At 51.5% G+C, this 18,768-nt stretch carries 16 protein-coding genes and 1 pseudogene; 15 read left to right on the forward strand and 2 right to left on the reverse strand.

The genetic code is table 11. The features are described 5' to 3' along the window. Window positions 1-134: 134 nt before the first annotated feature. From asnB to ACYZTZ_RS05935, 5 genes are all read left to right on the forward strand, one after another. Complete coding sequence (gene asnB, locus ACYZTZ_RS05915) at window positions 135-2,093, forward strand: asparagine synthase (glutamine-hydrolyzing) (protein ID WP_461997512.1); 1,959 nt, start codon at window positions 135-137, stop codon at window positions 2,091-2,093. Next, window positions 2,090-3,220 carry a glycosyltransferase family 4 protein gene (locus tag ACYZTZ_RS05920; RefSeq protein ID WP_461997513.1) on the forward strand — a complete coding sequence of 377 codons (1,131 nt, stop codon included), beginning with the start codon at window positions 2,090-2,092 and terminating at the stop codon, window positions 3,218-3,220. Before asnB ends, ACYZTZ_RS05920 begins: the two co-directional genes overlap by 4 nt. Window positions 3,221-3,222: 2 nt before the next feature. Further along, window positions 3,223-4,185: a UDP-glucose 4-epimerase family protein gene (locus ACYZTZ_RS05925; protein ID WP_462000645.1), complete on the forward strand. Its 963-nt coding sequence runs from the start codon at window positions 3,223-3,225 to the stop codon at window positions 4,183-4,185. Window positions 4,186-4,227: 42 nt separating this feature from the next. Continuing rightward, entirely contained in the window at window positions 4,228-5,247 is a 1,020-nt protein-coding gene (locus ACYZTZ_RS05930) for an MraY family glycosyltransferase (protein ID WP_461997514.1), read from the forward strand. Between the two features lie 110 nt (window positions 5,248-5,357). Further along, complete coding sequence (locus ACYZTZ_RS05935) at window positions 5,358-7,352, forward strand: polysaccharide biosynthesis protein (protein WP_461997515.1); 1,995 nt, start codon at window positions 5,358-5,360, stop codon at window positions 7,350-7,352. A gap of 54 nt (window positions 7,353-7,406) precedes the next feature. Here the strand turns inward: ACYZTZ_RS05935 and ACYZTZ_RS05940 are convergent. Continuing rightward, window positions 7,407-7,499: pseudogene (locus tag ACYZTZ_RS05940) on the reverse strand (dTDP-4-dehydrorhamnose 3,5-epimerase family protein); the annotation flags it as partial. 184 nt (window positions 7,500-7,683) lie between these two features. Here ACYZTZ_RS05940 and ACYZTZ_RS05945 point away from each other — a divergent pair. The 10 genes from ACYZTZ_RS05945 to fabF all read left to right on the forward strand — a co-directional run bounded on the left by ACYZTZ_RS05945 (window position 7,684) and on the right by fabF (window position 18,158). Beyond that, entirely contained in the window at window positions 7,684-8,709 is a 1,026-nt protein-coding gene (locus ACYZTZ_RS05945; RefSeq protein WP_461997516.1) for a glycosyltransferase, read from the forward strand. Further along, complete coding sequence (locus ACYZTZ_RS05950; RefSeq protein WP_461997517.1) at window positions 8,709-9,890, forward strand: NAD(P)/FAD-dependent oxidoreductase; 1,182 nt, start codon at window positions 8,709-8,711, stop codon at window positions 9,888-9,890. The genes ACYZTZ_RS05945 and ACYZTZ_RS05950 overlap by 1 nt, the downstream gene beginning before the upstream one ends. Continuing rightward, window positions 9,883-10,677, forward strand: a complete 795-nt coding sequence (locus tag ACYZTZ_RS05955) for an NAD-dependent epimerase/dehydratase family protein (RefSeq protein WP_461997518.1) — start codon at window positions 9,883-9,885, stop codon at window positions 10,675-10,677. Before ACYZTZ_RS05950 ends, ACYZTZ_RS05955 begins: the two co-directional genes overlap by 8 nt. Further along, entirely contained in the window at window positions 10,674-11,510 is an 837-nt protein-coding gene (locus tag ACYZTZ_RS05960) for a sugar phosphate isomerase/epimerase family protein (RefSeq protein ID WP_461997519.1), read from the forward strand. The genes ACYZTZ_RS05955 and ACYZTZ_RS05960 overlap by 4 nt, the downstream gene beginning before the upstream one ends. A gap of 2 nt (window positions 11,511-11,512) precedes the next feature. Further along, window positions 11,513-11,869, forward strand: a complete 357-nt coding sequence (locus tag ACYZTZ_RS05965; protein WP_462000646.1) for an EamA family transporter — start codon at window positions 11,513-11,515, stop codon at window positions 11,867-11,869. Next, on the forward strand, window positions 11,869-12,708 hold the full coding sequence (locus ACYZTZ_RS05970) for a glycosyltransferase family 2 protein (RefSeq protein ID WP_461997520.1): 840 nt from the start codon (window positions 11,869-11,871) through the stop codon (window positions 12,706-12,708). The genes ACYZTZ_RS05965 and ACYZTZ_RS05970 overlap by 1 nt, the downstream gene beginning before the upstream one ends. Continuing rightward, window positions 12,705-15,035: a hypothetical protein gene (locus ACYZTZ_RS05975; RefSeq protein ID WP_461997521.1), complete on the forward strand. Its 2,331-nt coding sequence runs from the start codon at window positions 12,705-12,707 to the stop codon at window positions 15,033-15,035. The genes ACYZTZ_RS05970 and ACYZTZ_RS05975 overlap by 4 nt, the downstream gene beginning before the upstream one ends. 480 nt (window positions 15,036-15,515) lie before the next feature. Continuing rightward, a complete protein-coding gene (locus ACYZTZ_RS05980) occupies window positions 15,516-15,851 on the forward strand; it encodes a ComEA family DNA-binding protein (RefSeq protein ID WP_123364664.1) in 336 nt (111 codons plus the stop codon). Window positions 15,852-16,056: 205 nt separating this feature from the next. Further along, complete coding sequence (locus tag ACYZTZ_RS05985) at window positions 16,057-16,851, forward strand: SDR family NAD(P)-dependent oxidoreductase (protein ID WP_461997522.1); 795 nt, start codon at window positions 16,057-16,059, stop codon at window positions 16,849-16,851. A gap of 32 nt (window positions 16,852-16,883) precedes the next feature. Further along, a complete protein-coding gene (gene fabF, locus ACYZTZ_RS05990; RefSeq protein WP_461997523.1) occupies window positions 16,884-18,158 on the forward strand; it encodes a beta-ketoacyl-ACP synthase II in 1,275 nt (424 codons plus the stop codon). Here fabF and ACYZTZ_RS05995 read toward each other — a convergent pair. After that, complete coding sequence (locus ACYZTZ_RS05995) at window positions 18,155-18,712, reverse strand: TetR/AcrR family transcriptional regulator (protein WP_461997524.1); 558 nt, start codon at window positions 18,710-18,712, stop codon at window positions 18,155-18,157. The genes fabF and ACYZTZ_RS05995 overlap by 4 nt on opposite strands. Window positions 18,713-18,768 lie beyond the last annotated feature (56 nt).

Genomic DNA, 18,768 nt, shown 5'->3' on the forward strand with positions numbered 1-18,768 from the left:
GTAACCGGGATTGAGACAGGCGACCCGAGCTTCATTCGTTTGAGGTTGGGGAGCGTTTCAATCGTTGCATACGTTTCGAGTCAGTAATAGTTGTTGTGGGCGGAGTATGTTCATTTGAATAAGGAGTCTCGGTGATGTGTGGTTTGACTGGTGTTTTTAGTTGCAACCGAAAACCCGAATTGCAAAATATAATCACCAGCATGAATAACGCACTCATTCATCGAGGTCCTGATGACTCAGGAAGTTGGTTGGATGAACGCATTGGGTTGGCCTTGGGCCACCGTCGTCTGTCGATTTTGGATTTGACGCCGGCAGGTCACCAGCCCATGCATTCAGCTTGTGAGCGCTATACCATCGTCTTCAATGGAGAAATCTATAACCATTTGAAGTTACGTGAAATGCTGATGGCTGAAGGTAAGGCCCCTGCCTGGCGTGGACATGCCGATACCGAAATTCTTTTGGCTTGTTTTGCTGCGTGGGGTATAGAACGCACGCTTGAAGCTACTGTCGGAATGTTTGCCATCGCATTGTGGGATCGCGAGAAACAGTTGCTTACCCTTGCACGAGATCGTATGGGAGAGAAGCCACTTTATTATGGTTGGCAGGGCGAAACGCTGCTGTTCGGCTCAGAACTCAAGGCGCTTAAACGAGATCCTGAGTTTAAAGCGGAAGTTGATCGAAATTCTTTGGCTTTATTACTGCGACATAGCTATATACCTGCCCCTTACAGTATTTATAAGGGTATCTCAAAGCTCTCGCCCGGCCACTATGTTACGTTGCCTTTGGGTAACATCGATGCAGCCAAAAAAGCTCAGCCTCAAGCTTATTGGCAAATGAATACAGCGGTGCAAAAAGGTCAGGCCAATCCATTTACAGGAAGCGCAGCTGAGGCTGCAGACCTTCTTGAGCAGGAGCTTCGCAGCAGTATTGGCGAGCAAATGTTGGCTGATGTGCCGCTAGGGGCATTCTTGAGCGGTGGCGTGGATAGCAGTGCTGTAGTTGCGTTGATGCAGGTGCAAAGCAAGCAGCCGGTTCGCACATTTACAATTGGTTTCGACGAGCACGGTTACGACGAGGCTGTGCATGCGAAGGAGGTTGCTCGTCATCTTGGTACGCAGCATACCGAATTGTATGTGCGCCCAGAGGACGCTCTTGAAGTGATTCCTCGATTGCCGACGATGTACTGCGAGCCATTCGCCGACAGCTCCCAAATGGTGACTTTTTTGGTAAGTCAGATGGCCAGCCAGCAAGTGAAAGTCGTGCTTAGCGGTGACGGCGGTGACGAGCTGTTCGGTGGCTACAATCGTTATTTGACTGCACGAAAAGTCTGGGAGCAGATGGGGCGATTGCCGAAACCTGCTCGCCATGCGGCAGCTCACGTGCTGCGCTCACTTTCACCATCGACGTGGGACAGTTTGTACAAGCGGATCAGTCCCATCTTACCGAAGCGGTTACATATCGCGGCTCCTGGTGACAAGGCGCAAAAACTGGCGGATGTACTTGCCCTTTCAGATGATCATGCCTTCTTCCACCAATTGACTAGTCACTGGAAAGACCCTGCCAGTATTGTCATTGGAGCGATCGAGCCACAAACGTTGCTTACAGATCCATCGGCCTGGCCCAAGACGGACAGTTTTGAACACTGGATGATGGCCATGGATACTCAGACATACATGACCGATGATATTTTGGTTAAGGTTGACCGTGCCGCGATGGCCGCATCTATTGAAACGCGCGTGCCTATGATCGATCACCGCGTCGTCGAGCTGGCGTGGCGTATGCCACTCGATTTCAAGATTCGCAATGGGCAAGGTAAGTGGCTTCTGCGGGAGGTCTTGTATCGTCATGTTCCGAAGGAGTTGATAGAGCGTCCGAAGCAGGGCTTCGGGGTGCCACTCGATAGCTGGCTACGCGGGCCTTTACGTGAGTGGGCTGAATCATTGATTGACGCAGGTCGGCTTCGTCAGGAAGGTTACTTTCATCCTGCTCCTATTCGTCAGATGTGGGACGAGCATTTATCAGGTCGACGGAATTGGCAGCACCATTTGTGGAATGTGCTTATGTTTCAGGCATGGTTGAGTGAGCAGGCATGAACTCACTCTTACTAATCATTGTGAATGACGCGGCGTTTTTTCTTTCGCACCGCCTGCCTGTCGCGCAAGGCGCGAAAAAAGCGGGTTATGAGGTACATGTAGCCTCGATGCCAGGGCCTGCGGTGGAACGGGTGCGCGATTTGGGTTTTGTTCATCATGAATTGCCACTATCGCGCAGTGGGAAAAATATTTTGGGTGAGATTGTATCCCTGGTATCGATTTGGCGATTGCTCTGGCGCCTCAAGCCCGATGTTTTGCATTTGGTGACGATCAAGCCTGTACTCTATGGCGGTATCGCGGCCAGGTTGGCTCCCGTCAAGGGTGTTGTTGCGGCGGTATCCGGCCTTGGTTTTGTTTTTCTGGCCAAGGGATTGAAGGCTACGATACTGCGCCGAATAATCAGCTCTTTGTATCGCTTTGCGCTTGGGAAGAAAAATCTGCGGGTCATATTTCAAAACCCGGACGATCGCGATGTTCTAGTTGGCATGGGCGCTTTGGAGTCCGTCAAGGTTGAGGTGATCCGTGGATCCGGGGTCGATTTGGCCTCCTATACAGAGCTCCCAGAGCCTAGCGGCACACCGGTTGTTTGTCTGGCCGCTCGGCTTCTTCGAGACAAAGGAGTCCTGGAGTTTGTTGAGGCCGTTAGAATTCTACGCCAGCGAGGGGTGAGCGCTCGGTTTCAACTGGTTGGCGATCCAGACCTTGGAAACCCCGCGACTATAACTGTCGATGAGCTTGAGGCCTGGCGACAGGAAGGCTTCATCGAATTACTCGGTTTTCGAAAGGATATCGCCAAACTATTCGGCGATGCCCATATCGTCACTCTACCCTCGTACCGTGAAGGGTTACCGAAGGTACTTGTGGAGGCTGCTGCCTGCGGCCGAGCGGTAGTGACGACTAATGTGCCCGGCTGTCGAGACGCCATTGAGCCCGGTATTACTGGTTTATTGGTCCCTGTCCGGAATGCGTCCGCATTGGCTGATGCGATAGAAACGCTTTTAAATGATTCTGAACTGCGTCAGCAGATGGGGCATGCAGGACGGATGTTGGCTGAGAGCGAGTTTTCAATTGACAAAATTGTAAAGCAGCATCTGGATATCTATTCCAAATTGGAGCGTACGTCTTGAGCTTGGCAAAAACAGTTCTAGTTACAGGCGCTACCGGGTTTGTTGGTTCAGGTGTTCTTACGCGTTTAGTGGAGTCAAGCGATACGAAACTGTTGGGTCTTGTTCGGACGCGTGGTGCCCAACTACCCATCAATGTCTTGCCGGTTTTGATGTCGGATGAGGGCTTGATGGGCAACATACCCCTCCAGGGCGTGCAGGTGATCGTACATTGTGCAGCCCGGGTTCATGTAATGGATGATCGCGCAAGCGAGCCATTGTCAGAGTTTCGAAAGGTTAACGTCGACGGGACATTAAACCTTGCGCGCCAGGCCGTCGCCGTTGGGGTCAAGCGTTTCATCTTTATCAGCTCGATCAAGGTCAATGGTGAGGGAACGAAGCTGGGAGTGCCTTATGCAGCGGATGATGATCCCAATCCGACGGATCCTTACGGAATATCCAAAATGGAGGCCGAGAAAGGTCTGCAACAGTTGGCTAAGGAAACGGGTCTAGAGGTTGTTATCATTCGCCCGGTGCTGGTCTATGGGCCCGGAGTGAAAGCTAACTTCCAGACCATGATGAAGTGGCTAAGTAAAGGGGTTCCGCTCCCGTTAGGGGCGGTTCATAACAAACGTAGCCTCGTAGCACTGGATAATTTGGTAGATTTGATTGTGACCTGTCTTGATCATCCGGCCGCTGCCAATCAAACATTTATGGTCAGTGATGGTGAGGATCTGTCTACTGCTGAGTTGCTCTCTCGCATCAGTGGCGCGCTGGGTAGGCCTGCACGTTTATTACCGGTACCTGTGTGGCTGCTTGAGTTGGGCGCAGCAATCGTCGGGCGCAGAGACGTAGCTCGACGTTTGTGTGGTTCGCTACAAGTTGATATCAGTAAAACTCGAGAGTTGCTGGGTTGGGCGCCACCGATACCTGTCGACGAAGCGCTGGCTAAAACGGTCAAAGCGTTTCAAGCAAATAAAAATGGCTGAGATGGTATGGTTCTTGGCAAAAATGTGTTGATGGGGTGTTAGATGGACCTTTTGTTTTTTCTGGCGCTGGTAGTAGCGTTTGCGGCGCTGTGTCTGACCTGGGTTTTGCGGCGATATGCATTGGCACGCAGCTTGATGGATATCCCTAATGCTCGCAGCTCGCACTCTGTTGCGACTCCTCGCGGCGGTGGCGTGGCAATTGTCGTCAGCTTTTTGGTAGCCGTACCTTTGTTTGCTGCTACCTCGGGGCTTTCGTGGGATATGGTCTGGGCGATTCTGGGTGCTGGCGGCGGGACCGCGATACTGGGCTTTCTCGATGACCAGGGCCATATCGCGGCTCGTTGGCGATTGCTTGGTCATTTCTGTGCCGCAGCATGGGCGTTGTTCTGGCTTGGTGGTTTACCTGCAATCAGCATATTGGGCGTTACTCTGGACCTCGGCTGGTTTGGGTATGTCGTCGCAGCCTTTTACTTGGTCTGGATGCTAAATTTATATAATTTCATGGATGGTATAGACGGCATCGCCAGCGTTGAGGCTATTTGTGTCTGCGCTGGGGCGTGCTTGATCTATTGGTTTGGCGGATTTGAGAACCTCATCTGGGCGCCATTACTGCTGGCAATGGCAGTTGCAGGATTTCTTTATTGGAATTTTCCGCCTGCCAGCATTTTCATGGGGGACGCAGGCAGTGGTTTCCTGGGGATCATTCTGGCTGTGCTTTCGCTGCAAGCAGCATGGACTGCGCCGCAGCTGCTGTGGGCTTGGTTGATCCTTCTTGGCGTTTTTATTGTAGATGCGACGTTGACGTTAGCGCGGCGTTTATTGCGCGGCGATAAAGTTTATGAGGCCCATCGCAGCCATGCTTATCAATTTGCTTCGCGTGAGATTGGCCGACATTTGCCAGTCACGCTGGTGGTGGGGGGGATTAATTTATTTTGGCTTTTACCTATCGCTATGTGCGTCGTCTTGCTAGGTCTGGACGGAGTGGTTGGACTCGTAATTGCCTATGCGCCGTTGGTCGTCCTGGCGTTAAGATTTCATGCTGGTGAACTCGAAAGACGTTGAGTCATTTGTCTCTCAAAGAGTCAGGTCAGTTTGAACTAAATTCTGAGTCTGGGAGATGTTGACGTTGTATTTCGGTTTCGGTTTCGCTGCAGTAAGAGGTGTCAAAAGTCATGGATAAAATACGCCAGTCGTTATTGAGTTTACCGAGACTGCAAAAGCGTGTGCTGCAGGTGTTTGTAGATGTTGTGTCGGTGTGGGTCGCCCTATGGTGCGCTTTTGTCGTGCGATTGGGGGTGGATGAGTTGATCAACCCATTTACCCAGCATTTTTGGCTATTTCTTTGTGCGCCGATAGTCGCCATACCGTTATTTGTTCGGTTTGGAATGTACCGTGCGGTGATGCGCTATTTTGGCAATGATGCGTTGATAGCAATTGTCAAGGCGGTTAGCCTGTCGTCTTTGGTTCTTGCCTTGATAGTTTATTGGTACAGCAATCACCAGACCGTAGTGCCGCGCTCGATCATTTTCAATTACTGGTGGCTCAGCCTGGTCATGATTGGCGGCGTACGCCTTTTTATGCGTCATTACTTCATGGGGGATTGGTTTTCTGCAGCGCAGCACGTGCCCTTTGCCAACTTGAGCAACAATCTCCCAACAGTCGCTGTCTATGGGGCCGGGGCAGCAGGTAATCAACTGGTGGCGGCACTGCGTATGGGGAAGGTAATGCGCCCCGTGGCGTTTATAGACGACGACAGCAGCATCGCCGATCGGGTTATCGCAGGCCTGCAAGTATTTGGTCCGACCGACATCCAGAAGATGATTGATATTACCGGTGCGGAAGAGATTCTATTGGCAATACCTTCGAGTACACGGGCTCGTCGTCGTGAAATCCTTGGCTATCTTGAGCGCTTCCCTCTTCACGTTCGTAGTGTGCCGGGGTTTATGGATCTGGCCAGTGGGCGCGTGAAGGTGGATGACCTGCAAGAAGTGGATATCGCGGATTTGCTAGGCCGTGACATCGTTCCTGCTCAAGAAGAACTCTTGGAGCACTGCATTACCGGCCGAGCCATCTTGGTAACCGGGGCAGGGGGGTCAATCGGTTCGGAGTTGTGCCGGCAGATACTGTCGCTTTCTCCTACTGTTTTGATCTTGTTTGAGCACAGCGAGTTTAACCTCTATAGCATCTTGAGCGAATTAGAGCAGCGTGTTAAACGCGAGTCTCGAGCAGTCCGCCTATTGCCGATTTTGGGGTCTGTTCGCAACCAAAGCCGACTTTTGGATGTCATTAAAACCTGGCAGATAGAAACAATTTACCACGCCGCTGCATATAAACATGTTCCCATGGTCGAACATAATATTGCCGAAGGCGTGCTCAACAATGTCATTGGTACGCTGAACACAGCACAGGCTGCTTTGCAGGCTGGTGTTGCCAACTTTGTGCTTATTTCGACAGATAAGGCAGTGCGTCCTACCAATATCATGGGCAGCACCAAACGTCTTGCCGAGATGACTTTGCAGGCACTTAGCCGTGAACTGGCACCTGTGATGTTTGGAGATAGCGGTAACATTTCCCGCGTCAACAAGACTCGTTTCACCATGGTTCGATTCGGTAATGTATTGGGATCTTCAGGGTCAGTCATTCCGTTGTTTCATAAGCAGATCAAGGCCGGCGGTCCGTTGACGGTCACACATCCGAAGATCACTCGGTATTTCATGACGGTGCCGGAAGCAGCTCAATTGGTGATTCAGGCTGGATCCATGGGACTTGGGGGCGACGTTTTCGTTCTGGACATGGGCGAGCCGGTGAAGATTGTCGAGCTTGCCGAGAAAATGATCCATCTATCAGGATTGAGCGTACGTACCGAGAAAAACCCGCATGGTGATATCTCCATCGAATTCAGTGGTTTACGTCCTGGCGAAAAACTCTACGAAGAGTTGTTGATTGGCGATAACGTGGAGTCAACCCAGCATCCGATGATCATGCGAGCAAACGAGGATTATCTGCCTTGGGAGACGCTGAAAGAAAAACTGACAGAGTTGTTAGACGCCGTTTCCGATGATGATTACAGTCGCGTCCGACAACTACTACGCGAGACCGTCAGCGGTTACAGCCCTGACGGTGAGATTGTTGATTGGATCTACCAGCAACGTCGCTTGGAGCCTTGAGTACAATTGATTTGATGTGCGTGGTGTCGGTCAAGTGTTAGGGCCGCTTAGAAAAGCTCGACGGATGTCCACTGCGACGTCGAGGATCTCTCCGGCAGTGACCCGCACCAGTTTTCCCTGGGTGTTTTCAAGCTGGTGGTGCAAACCGGTGCAGCATACCTTTTAGCGTCCTGTCCGGGATTAGTTGACCACTACATCCTCTTCGAGGTTAGATAAAGCTGGCAGCTTCACCATGCCCCTTGCTTTATCGGGGGCGCATTTTTTTGCTCAGAATGGCTCGGAATGTTGTTTTAGCAGGAGCTTTGAGTAATCCATATTAAGAGTAAAAGAAATGCCCTTCTTTCCCTGTTTTTTGTCTGCCGTGTTTGTGGTAAGAAATCAGTCAGCGAGCATCGAAAAAATTCTGTCTGATGCGGCGGCTGTCATTGCGGCCATCGTCAGTGATTATGAATTGATTGTGGTGGATAACGCCTCGGATGACGACAGCATTTTAGTGTTGAAGCGTCTGACCGCTGAAAACGGATTGGCCAATTTACAGGTGTATGCCCTGACCAAAGAGGTGGATGCGGATACCGCCTCGTGGGTTGGACTGGAGAATGCGCTTGGTGATTTCGTTGTCGTTGTCGATCCGTTGGCCGATGACATTAGTTTTGTCCCTCATATGCTCGATCAAGCGGTCAGCGGTGCTGATGTGGTGTTTGCTAATAATGCGCAAAAGCCCGCGCAGAGCCTGGCTTATCGTGGGGCTAACGCCGTGTTTCATAGCCTCTACAATCGCTTCAATGGTGTCCATCTGGCCAAGGAAGCGCCGCAATATCGCATTCTAAGCAAGCGGGTGATCAATTTCATCCTGCAGCATCCACAGCCGGCGATGACCTATAGACACCTTCCTGCAACGGGGGGATTCGCGCGTGCTTATCTGAACTACAGCTCTGCGCCGCAGGCATCTCGGCCCAAGCGATTGGGGGAGAGCATCGACCGTGGAATGCGCTTGCTGGTCTCGACCACGCGTGCGCCGATGCGTCTGGTGACCTCGCTCTCCCTGTTTGGTGCCGTTGCCAACCTGGTGTACTGCGTTTATGTACTAGCGGTTGGCATTTTAGAAACCGATGTTGCGCCGGGCTGGATCAGCCTTTCGCTGCAACAGTCGGGCATGTTTTTTCTGATCTCGCTCGTTCTGCTGGTCTTAGGCGAATACATTCTGAACATGGCCAGTTTGTCGAATGAAGGCCCGCTTTATCATGTAGGTCAAGAGTTCACCAGCGCCCGCATGACCAGGCTTGAAAAACTGAACATCGAAGAAGTAGTGTCAGATTCAGCCGAGGCGAAAACCCCGACCATTGAACGTGTTTCCTGATGTCGCGCCTCGATTCAAGCCAATCCAGTCAGGATGCCGTGATAATTGGGGGTGGGTTCTACGGTGCAGCTATCGCTGTGTATCTGGCCAAGCAACGTGGCCTTAAGCGCATCCTGCTGATTGAACGTGAGCCTGCGCTGCTCATGCGTGCCTCTTACAACAATCAGGCGCGTGTGCATAACGGCTATCACTACCCACGCAGTTTCACGACCGCTTATCGAAGTAGGGTAAACCTACCAAAATTTGTACGAGACTGGCCGCTCGCTGTGAAGCAAGACTTCACCAAGCTCTACGCTATTGCCCGACGAAACTCGAAAGTCACAGCTAAACAGTTCGAACGCTTTTGTCGGGAAATTGGGGCGGATATCCAGCCAGCAGATCCCGCGTTACGGGCCTTATTTGAACCCCGTCTGATCGAAGATGTGTACCTGGTCGAAGAATATGCGTTCGACACCACACAGCTCGCGAACTGGGCAGAGCGCGAGCTCAAAGAAAGTGGAGTGCAGATCCACTACCAAACACGGGTGACCGCGATCTTGAAAGGGGCACAGGCACCGCTGCAGGTTGTGGCCGAGATGAAGCAGGGGGGCCAGGAAGTAATCACCTCTCGCTATGTATTCAACTGCACCTATAGCGGCCTTAATCAGTTCAAGGGCGATTTTCCCGGTGTTAGTACCGGTCTCAAGCAAGAAATCACGGAAATGGCCCTGATGCAGATGCCCGAATCACTCAATAGTTTGGGTATCACGGTGATGGATGGCCCATTCTTTTCGATGATGCCCTTTCCGGCGCGTGGACTGCATACCTTGTCACATGTTCGCTATACACCGCACCTGCACTGGAACGATCAACAAGGGATCGACCCCTACGAAAAACTCCGCCATTACGAACGAGACACTCGAGTGGATCGGATGGTACGCGATGTTGGACGCTATATCCCTGAGGTATTGAAAGCCAAACACATTGACTCGTTATTCGAGATTAAAACCGTTCTGGTGAAGAACGAAGGCGATGATGGAAGGCCGATCCTTTTCGAGAAGCACGCAGAGTTGCCAGGCTGTTATTCGGTGCTTGGCGGCAAAATTGACAATATTTATGACGTTCTTGAAACGCTTGAAGCTGAAAACATTATCGGCATCGATGATCAAGAAAAATCTACATTTGGAGAGGTGAATGTTTAATTCGCTTATTGGTTTTTCAGGTTACGTGGGCGGCACCCTTCTTAAACAGGAACGCTTCACATCGCTTTATCGCTCATCCAATATTGGCGATATCGATAACCAATCATTTGATACGGTGGTGTGTGCAGGTGCTCCGGCACAGAAGTGGATCGCCAACCGGGAGCCGGAAGCGGATCGACAAAAAATTGAGGATCTGATCGCACACCTCAAAACCATTCAGTGCAAAACCTTTATTTTGATCAGTACGGTGGATGTCTTTAAGAATCCCATAGGCGTAGACGAGGACACCCCTGTTGATGAGTCGGGCCTGCATGCCTATGGTCTGCATCGTCGATTGCTGGAGACATTCGTCGAAGAGCATTTCTCGAACCACCTGATTGTTCGTCTGCCAGGGTTGGTTGGCCCAGGTCTGCGCAAGAACGTCATCTTCGATTTTCTGAATGACAATAACCTTCAGGCAATTGATAGCCGGGGGGTGTTCCAGTTCTACCCGATGGTTAATCTTTGGTATGACATTAAAACGGCACTCAATGCCGGTTTGAAATTGGTTCACCTCACAGCAGAGCCCGTTAGTGTGGAGGACATTTCCCAACAGGGTTTCGGTAAATCCTTCACCCATACCTTGGCCAGCCCCGCTGCGACCTATGACCTGCAGACCAAGCACGCCCAAGTATTTGGTGCGTCGGGCGGCTATCAATACAGCGCCCGCGAAACGATCCTGGCGGTTAGGGCCTACGCGCAGTCCGAGCCGCTCATGATTAAAGCCGATGCGGGGATGAGCGCATGAGGTTGGCGATTTCCAATATTGCGTGGGACACCGCCGAAGATGAAGCGGTCGCTACGCTGCTTCAGCGGTTTGCGGTTGATGCTATAGATATCGCACCTGGTAAGTATTTTCCGGAACCCGCCAAAGCTACGAATGGCGATATTGCTCAAGTCAAAGATTGGTGGGCTGAGCGCGGGATTGAGATCACCGGCATGCAGGCGCTGTTGTTCGGCACCACGGGGCTGAATGTCTTTGGCTCCGCTGAAAGCCAGGCGGCCCTGCTAACGCATTTGGCGGCGATATGCCGTATCGGCGCTGGCCTGGGGGCGACTCGGGTGGTCTTTGGCTCACCGAAGAATCGTGATCGCAGTGGGTTGAATGATCAAGAGGCTTTGGACATGGCGATTCCTTTTTTCCGGCAGTTAGGGGATATCGCTCAGGCTTGCGGGGTGACTATCTGTCTTGAGCCCAACCCCACCTGTTACGGCGCTAATTTTATGACCAGCAGTGCGGAGACCGCCCAGGTGGTGAAGTGTGTTGCGCATCCAGCCATCCAGATGCAGCTAGACACCGGAGCGCTCACGATTAACCGCGAAAATGCTCTGGTGGTCTTGCACGACTGTGCCGCGCTGATTGGGCATGTGCATGCCAGCGAGCCCGACCTGTTGCCTTTGGGCGATGGTGGTACTGAGCATGGACAAATGGCTGCCGCCCTGTCGCAGTACCTGCCCACTCATGTGGTCTCCATCGAGATGGTGGCGACCAAGGATGAGTCGCATGTGGTGTCGATTGAACGAGCCCTTCAGGTGGCGACGCAGCATTACCGCAGGGCTGGTGTTGAGGTGAGCGTATGAGCATGAAGTGGCTCATCCTCATTCTCGGCATTCTCTCCAATGCTTCCGCCAGTGTTCTGGTGAAGATGGCAATGATGCCCCCGCGCAAGTTTCCCTCCCTCAGCGACCCCTTGGCCGCGTTGAGTAATTGGCCATTCTGGCTGGGCCTCGGGCTGTATGGTGGCGCCTTTTTACTCTATGCCGCCGCGTTGGCCCGCCTTCCTTTAAATGTGGCACACCCGGTTCTGACCGCCGGAGCGGTAGCGACTGTCGCCCTGTTTTCGGTCGTATTTTTTCGTGAATCCTTCCACTGGACGACAGGGGCAGGGATCGTACTGGTAATCGCCGGCGTAGGGCTGATCACAGCTCGCGTGGCTTGATGGTAAACATGATGACCTCTTCTGATATTGCTCCTGTTGCCCGCGAAACGTGGCAAGTACCCTCCTTTGACACACGACTCTGGCTTGGCCGTCAGCACCCTTGGTGCGTGGTGATCCCGGTCATCAACGAGGGAGAACGTATCAAGAGTCTGCTGGCCAGAATGGCAGCGCTCAAGATTGCCGATATTGCCGACATCATCATTGTCGATGGCGGCACCACGGATGGCTCGCTGGAGTTGCCAGCGTTGCAACTGGTCGGCGTACGAGGGTTGCTGGTCAAGACGGCCCCCGGAAAACTCAGCGCCCAGCTTCGTTGCGCTTATGCCTTTGCACTCGACCAAGGTTATGAGGGGGTCGTGACCATTGATGGTAACGACAAGGATGATCCCGAGGCGATACCGCGCTTTATTGACGCGTTGAAACAGGGCGTTGATTTTGTGCAGGCCTCGCGCTTCGTGGCGGGAGGCGTGGCCGAGAACACCCCTAAATCGCGAGACTTCGCGATTCGCTTTATCCATGCACCGATGCTGAGCCTTTTCTCCGGATTCAAGTGGACTGACACCACGCAAGGCTTTCGGGCTTACAGCCGGAAAATGCTGCTAGACCCGAAAGTGGCACCGTTTCGTGATGTATTTATGACTTACGAACTGCTGGCTTATCTTTCCTATCGAGCGCCGAAGCTGGGTCATCGCTGTATAGAATTGGCGACAGTCAGGCGTTATCCAAAAGGCGAAGTACCGACCAAGATCAGTAGTGTGAATGGTAATATTTCGGTGTTAAATATTCTGCTGAAGAGTTGCCTTGGGTGCTACAACAGTAAAATGGAATTAGACAAGTGATTAATCTTTTTAATTTTTTAAAAAAATATTATTTAAGCTTTGATTTGAGTTGTTTGTTTGAACGGTACAAAGGAGAGGTGCTTGCCTTCTCGGCTGTATTTGTTGTTGTGTTTTCCTCATTAAAGATGTATTCGACGCCATTCTCAAGTGGAAATGTTGAGCAGTGGGTTAATCTAACCAATCAGATGTTCTATGGGGGGCAGGACTTTCTGTTTAGTTATGGACCGCTTTATTGGCTAGCTGGAGGTACATCATCGCAGTACAATATCTATACGTATTGGGGTGCCATAACATTTTTGAGCATTATAAATGCATGTTTTTGGTCAGTTGTTTTTACGCTGATCTGTAAGGCTCGCACGTACTTATTTTTTGCCGTGGCGTATTTTATATTTTTAAGTAGTTTAGAGTTTTCGACAGCGTTATTTCTTTTGCCATTCGCCCTCATCGCCTATTTTGAATTTTCAAAAGATAACCCACTAACTGTTAATTCACGGCTTATGGTTGCTCTTGGGGTTCTGGTTGGATTTTTATTCTATGTGAGGTTTTTCTACGGCGTCGTTGGGCTGGCTGCATTTGGGTCTTATTTCTTTATTCGTTTGTTTTCTGAAAAGAAAATTTTAAGATTGGTTCTGTTTTTTATAGGTTTAATTGTAAGCTATGTTTTTTTTGGCTTGATAATATTTCACGACAAAGCCAGCCTGGTTAGTTACTTGATGGTTAATAAAAACCTGAGTTTTGGTAACTCGGTAGATATGACGCTGGATGTTATTAGCTCAAAAAGCACTTTTGTTGCTGTTGCTCTCGTTGTTGTTTTTATTAACACGTATCTTTTATTTAAGCGCAGATCACTTCTGCTAACTGTAAACGTTTTATTGCTTCTGTTTTTTAAACTTGGATTTAGTCGGACGGATCACTATATCGGGTACTTTATAATTCCAGCAGCCACGCTATCTCTTGTAATGATTTTTGAAAAAGACAGGCTTGGCCGACTACTTTTTGCGCTAACTATTTTTAGCCTGTATTATCTTTCGGCTAATCAAATCTACCCTTCCTCCCGAACTAAAGATTCGTTGCTTCCGGCCATAGATTTTAGCGTTGGGTATGAAGATAGGATGCAAAATTTATATGCCAACTTTAAACTTGAAGAGGAGTTGACAAGCAAAATTGGCAAATCAACAGTAGATGTATATCCATATAATAATGAGTATGCTTTTGCAAATAAATTAAACTACAAGCATCGTCCGTCATTTCAGAATTATATGACACTTACGCCAGCGCTGGATTTGATGAATAAAAAATTCTTTGAGTCTTCAGATCGTCCAAAATTTATTCTTTTTACGTCAGGCATAACTTGCGGGTCTGAAAGTTGCGATGTGTTTGATGGCTTTGATCAAAAACTTTCACTGAACGAGGATCCTCTAACAGTAAGCTCTATTTTTCTGAATTATCATACTGTTAGTGTGTCGAAAGGTAAAAATAATGTACCCTTGATTCTTTTAGAAGAAAATGATGGGTATGCCGTTTATTCTGAATCGCCAATATCTGAAAAAATAATGAATTTTGGTGAGTGGTACAAGGTGCCTAGAGCTGCGAATGGGGTAACTAAAATAATTCCAGACTTTGAGCTTACCAGTTACGGGCGCATAAAAAACCTACTGTTCCGTGGAAGCATTCTAAAGATCAGGTATAAATTTATTTCAGGGAATATTCGCGAATACAGACTAAATATCATAAATTCAAAGAGTGGAGTTTGGGTATCCCCGCTGCTGGATAACTTTGAGCTTTCTGGTGATGCTGTTGATTCAGTTATGTTTTTGTCACAATCATCCAATTATTTTAATCCGAAATTCAAATCTAAATGGGTGAAGATTCACATTCCAGGAGTAAACACTAAAAATAGCATAAATGATCATGTGTTAACATCAATCCCGGATGTTCACACAAGTGTAGAAATAGCTTGCGATGGTTCAATTGATTCTATTAACGGAGCTCCTCCAGCCACATCTAAACGTAGTTTTAATGCAATGGAGCTTTTGAAGGTGTATGGATGGCTCGCACTCTCAACCAAAGATGGCACATTGTTTGATAAAACATTTGTGACGCTTACTGACGTCAACGGTAAAAGAATTTTTATATCGACGAACGGTCAAGCTCGGGATGACGTCGGGGCAGCCTTCAAAAAAACCAGCCTTAACGCGGCAGGTTACAATACGCAAATTAACCTTTCAATGCTAAACGGAACCTACACGCTAGGAATGGGGGGGGTACACAATGACGAGTTTTATAGCTGTAGCCAATACACAATCCCCATAACTATAGATAAATAAAACAATGGTAGATGGGCCTGGAGCATTCAGGCCTTTCTTAACGTGTTGTAAATATCCTAAGTTATGCGACAGGTCGTGATTGGTCGATATTATTGCCTACCTGTCGCATAAGTCTGTCGCGTGCAGTAAATTACTTTCGATTATTTGTGCGAGAGGTTCGGCATGAAAAAACGAAGGGCAGCGGATTGGATACGCTCGTGTATCTACTCAGGGGGGGCATGAAGGTGAAGCTGATTGAGCTGCTCAGCTCTGTGTCTCAAGATGATTACTTGAGACTTCGCCAATTGCTTCTTGAAACAGTGAGCGGCTCCAGCTCAGACGGTGTAACAGTCGACTGGATCTACCAGCAACGTCGCCTGGAACCCTGATTGTTTCACATCCTGTAACGGACACATTTTTGACAGGCTCCAGACATCGCCTAAGTTTGGAAGGCAGCTTCGGAAAAGCTGCTTTCTCAATCGATGTCATGGAGCTTCATTTATGCGTACTGGCTATTTCTACTCTCTGGTTTTCGCCCTGCTCACCAGCGCCTCTATTGCTGCCATTGCTGCGCCGACGGTCAAGCCCGAGGCTGGCAATGCACCCTTGGTGCTGGAAGTTTCTCCCAAGGCACAGTCCGGCAAGGTCGATCTGAATCAGGCCGATGCGCCAACCCTTCAGCGCGAGTTGTCCGGTGTGGGCGAGGCCAAGGCCAAGGCGATTGTTGCTTATCGTGAGAGTAATGGGCCGTTTGCGTCCGTGGACGAGTTGCTCGAAGTGAAGGGGATCGGTAAAGCCATTCTGGATAAGAATCGCGAGAAGCTTGAGGTGAACTAAGCTTATACGTCAGCGCCAGGGGCCGGTCATTGATCGGCCTTTTTGCTTTCTGGCGAACGCTGTGATGGTGGGCCTTTCGTCGATATGAGAAAAATTATGCCTATCATATACAGCTGAGATTATGCCTATAATAAATTGGTTTCCGCTAAGCGTTCTGAGCCACAGGCGCTTGTCTTTCCCTTAGGCATCTCCCAGGAGCACAGTCATGAACTCTGTCCAGTCCCAAGGTACGGCCCTCGTCACCGGTGCTTCTTCCGGTATCGGTGCGATTTACGCCGAGCGGTTGGCGGCGCGTGGTTTTGATTTGTTATTGGTCGCCCGTGATCAAGAGCGGCTGGAAGTGGCGGCTACCAAGTTGCGCGCCGAGCATGGCGTTCAGGTCGAGGTGCTCAAGGCGGATCTGACGCAAAAGGATGAGGTGCTGAAGCTTGAACAGCGTCTTCGCAACGATTCGAGTATCAGCCTGTTGCTGAACAACGCCGGTGTTGCAGCGGATGGTTTGTTGGCCAATGCCGACATGGATCAACTGGAGCGTTTGATTCAACTGAACGTGACAACGGTCACGCGGTTGGCATCGGCAGCGGCCGCCAGTTTTGCCAAGGCGGGTCGGGGGACGATCATCAATATCGGGTCAGTGGTGGCGTTGTTTCCCGAGCGCTTCAATGCAACTTACACTGCCAGCAAGGCTTATGTGCTAAGTCTGACGCAGTCGTTGAACGCTGAACTGGAGGGCACCGGGGTCAAGGTGCAGGCCGTGTTGCCAGGCGTAACACGCACCGAGATCTGGGAGCGCTCCGGTATCGACGCAACGCAAATTCCGGCGGATATGGTCATGGAAGCCGATGATATGGTCGATGCTGCGTTGTCGGGTCTGGACCAGGGTGAGTTGATCACCATTCCTTCGTTGCCGGATGCGGCCGACTGGGATGCATTCGTTGCGGCGCGTCATGTATTGGCGCCGAATCTTTCCAAAAGTAAGGCCGCCGCGCGTTACACGTGAGGCGTCATGAATCGGCTTGAGGTATTTGCGGTATGAGTGATCGTCGAATAGTTGTAACGGGCATGGGCCTGGTGTCGCCACTGGGTTCTGGCGTCGAAGCCGTCTGGTCGCGTCTGTTGGCCGGGCGTTCGGGGTTGCGCAATTTGCCGGACGAGGTGGTTGCCGATTTACCGGCCAAGGTCGGCGGCGCAGTGCCAACGCTGGCTGACGATCCCGAGGCGGGGTTTGACCCGGACCGGGCGACGGCGCCCAAAGAGCAGAAGAAGATGGACCGCTTCATTATGTTCGCCATGGAAGCGGCGCGTCAGGCGCTGGAGCAGGCCGGTTGGCAAGCGGCGGACGCCAATGCCCAGGAGCGTACGGCAACCATTATCGGTTCCGGCGTGGGTGGTTTCGGTGCGATTGCCGATGCGGTGCGCACCACGGACAGCCGTGGGCCGCGACGCCTGTCGCCGTTCACCATTCCTTCATTTCTGGTCAACCTCGCCGCGGGTCATGTGTCGATCCAGCACGGTTTCAAGGGCCCATTGGGTGCACCGGTGACAGCTTGCGCGGCCGGGGTGCAGGCGATTGGTGATGCGGCGCGGCTGATTCGTTGTGGCGAGGCAGACATTGCGGTATGTGGCGGCGCGGAAGCGGCGATTGATCGCGTCAGTCTCGCCGGGTTTGCCGCTGCTCGCGCCTTGTCCAGTGGTTACAACGACACCCCGGAACGTGCTTCGCGGCCGTTCGACAGTGGACGGGATGGTTTTGTCATGGGGGAGGGCGCTGGACTTCTGGTGATCGAATCCCTGGAACATGCCTTGGCCCGCGGTGCCCAACCGCTGGCAGAACTGGTCGGTTACGGCACCAGTGCCGATGCCTATCACCTGACGGCGGGTCCCGAGGATGGCAGCGGTGCGCGACGGGCGATGTCGCTGGCATTGGCCCAGGCAGGCATTTCGCCGGCGCAGGTGCAGCATCTCAATGCTCACGCAACCTCGACCCCGGTCGGGGACTTGGGAGAGTTGGCGGCCATCAAGGCGTTGTTCGGCACGGATAACAAAATCGCCGTGACATCGACCAAATCGGCCACCGGGCATTTGCTCGGTGCAGCGGGCGGTATCGAGGCGATCTTCACGCTGTTGGCAATTCGCGATCAGGTCGTGCCGGCCACCCTCAACTTCGACAACCCGGACCCCGCCGCCCAAGGCGTGGACATCGTCCACGGTCAGGCGCGGCCGATGGCCATCGAATACGCGCTGTCCAACGGCTTCGGGTTTGGTGGGGTGAATGCCAGCGTGCTGTTCAAGCGTTGGGAGGGTTAGTCCCGAGGCTGTTTGAGATAGGCGCGAGTCACGTCGAGAATCTGCTGCGCCAGCTCGGGATTCTCGACACTGCGTGACAGCAGTAAAGCCCCGACCAGTGTCGACATGATGACGATGCTTTGGTCGGCGGCGTTCTCGTCTTCAAGAGTGCCTTGCACTTGTTCGAGCCGTGCGTTGAGCACCACGTCAGTGGTCGGGCTTTGCTGCCCGCGCAGGCCGAGCTCCGATGACATGGTCGGCAGCGGGCAACCTTCATCGGGTGAGGTCTGGTGCCATTCGGACAAATAGGCGTCGATGAACGCTTCCAGTGGGCGATCCTGGGCGAAGAGCTCGGCGCAAATGATATCGACCTGCTCGCCTGCGGCTTGCAAAGCCTTTTCCACCAGTTCGTCCTTGGACTTGAAATGCGAGTAGAAACCACCGTGAGTCAAGCCCAGTGCTTTCATCAGCGGTTGCAGACCTGTCGCGCCAATGCCATCGCGGCGAAAGCGCGCTGACGCTTCCTTGATGATGCGTTGGTGGGTCTGGGCTTTATGGTCCTGCGAGTAACGCATCGGGTATCTCCGCAACAATGCGCCATATTAACCAATGAAAATGGGATGGTGATTGT

The sequence above is a fragment of the Pseudomonas sp. LB3P58 genome, from assembly GCF_054897895.1.

What these genes read in the sequence shown, in the direction of transcription:
- asnB (WP_461997512.1), top strand. Translation starts at nt 135, where the DNA reads ATGTGTGGTTTGACTGGTGTTTTTAGTTGCAACCGAAAACCCGAATTG.
- ACYZTZ_RS05920 (WP_461997513.1), top strand. Translation starts at nt 2,090, where the DNA reads ATGAACTCACTCTTACTAATCATTGTGAATGACGCGGCGTTTTTTCTT.
- ACYZTZ_RS05930 (WP_461997514.1), top strand. Translation starts at nt 4,228, where the DNA reads ATGGACCTTTTGTTTTTTCTGGCGCTGGTAGTAGCGTTTGCGGCGCTG.
- ACYZTZ_RS05935 (WP_461997515.1), top strand. Translation starts at nt 5,358, where the DNA reads ATGGATAAAATACGCCAGTCGTTATTGAGTTTACCGAGACTGCAAAAG.
- ACYZTZ_RS05945 (WP_461997516.1), top strand. Translation starts at nt 7,684, where the DNA reads ATGCCCTTCTTTCCCTGTTTTTTGTCTGCCGTGTTTGTGGTAAGAAAT.
- ACYZTZ_RS05950 (WP_461997517.1), top strand. Translation starts at nt 8,709, where the DNA reads ATGTCGCGCCTCGATTCAAGCCAATCCAGTCAGGATGCCGTGATAATT.
- ACYZTZ_RS05955 (WP_461997518.1), top strand. Translation starts at nt 9,883, where the DNA reads ATGTTTAATTCGCTTATTGGTTTTTCAGGTTACGTGGGCGGCACCCTT.
- ACYZTZ_RS05960 (WP_461997519.1), top strand. Translation starts at nt 10,674, where the DNA reads ATGAGGTTGGCGATTTCCAATATTGCGTGGGACACCGCCGAAGATGAA.
- ACYZTZ_RS05965 (WP_462000646.1), top strand. Translation starts at nt 11,513, where the DNA reads ATGAAGTGGCTCATCCTCATTCTCGGCATTCTCTCCAATGCTTCCGCC.
- ACYZTZ_RS05970 (WP_461997520.1), top strand. Translation starts at nt 11,869, where the DNA reads ATGGTAAACATGATGACCTCTTCTGATATTGCTCCTGTTGCCCGCGAA.
- ACYZTZ_RS05980 (WP_123364664.1), top strand. Translation starts at nt 15,516, where the DNA reads ATGCGTACTGGCTATTTCTACTCTCTGGTTTTCGCCCTGCTCACCAGC.
- ACYZTZ_RS05985 (WP_461997522.1), top strand. Translation starts at nt 16,057, where the DNA reads ATGAACTCTGTCCAGTCCCAAGGTACGGCCCTCGTCACCGGTGCTTCT.
- fabF (WP_461997523.1), top strand. Translation starts at nt 16,884, where the DNA reads ATGAGTGATCGTCGAATAGTTGTAACGGGCATGGGCCTGGTGTCGCCA.
- ACYZTZ_RS05995 (WP_461997524.1), bottom strand. Translation starts at nt 18,712, where the DNA reads ATGCGTTACTCGCAGGACCATAAAGCCCAGACCCACCAACGCATCATC.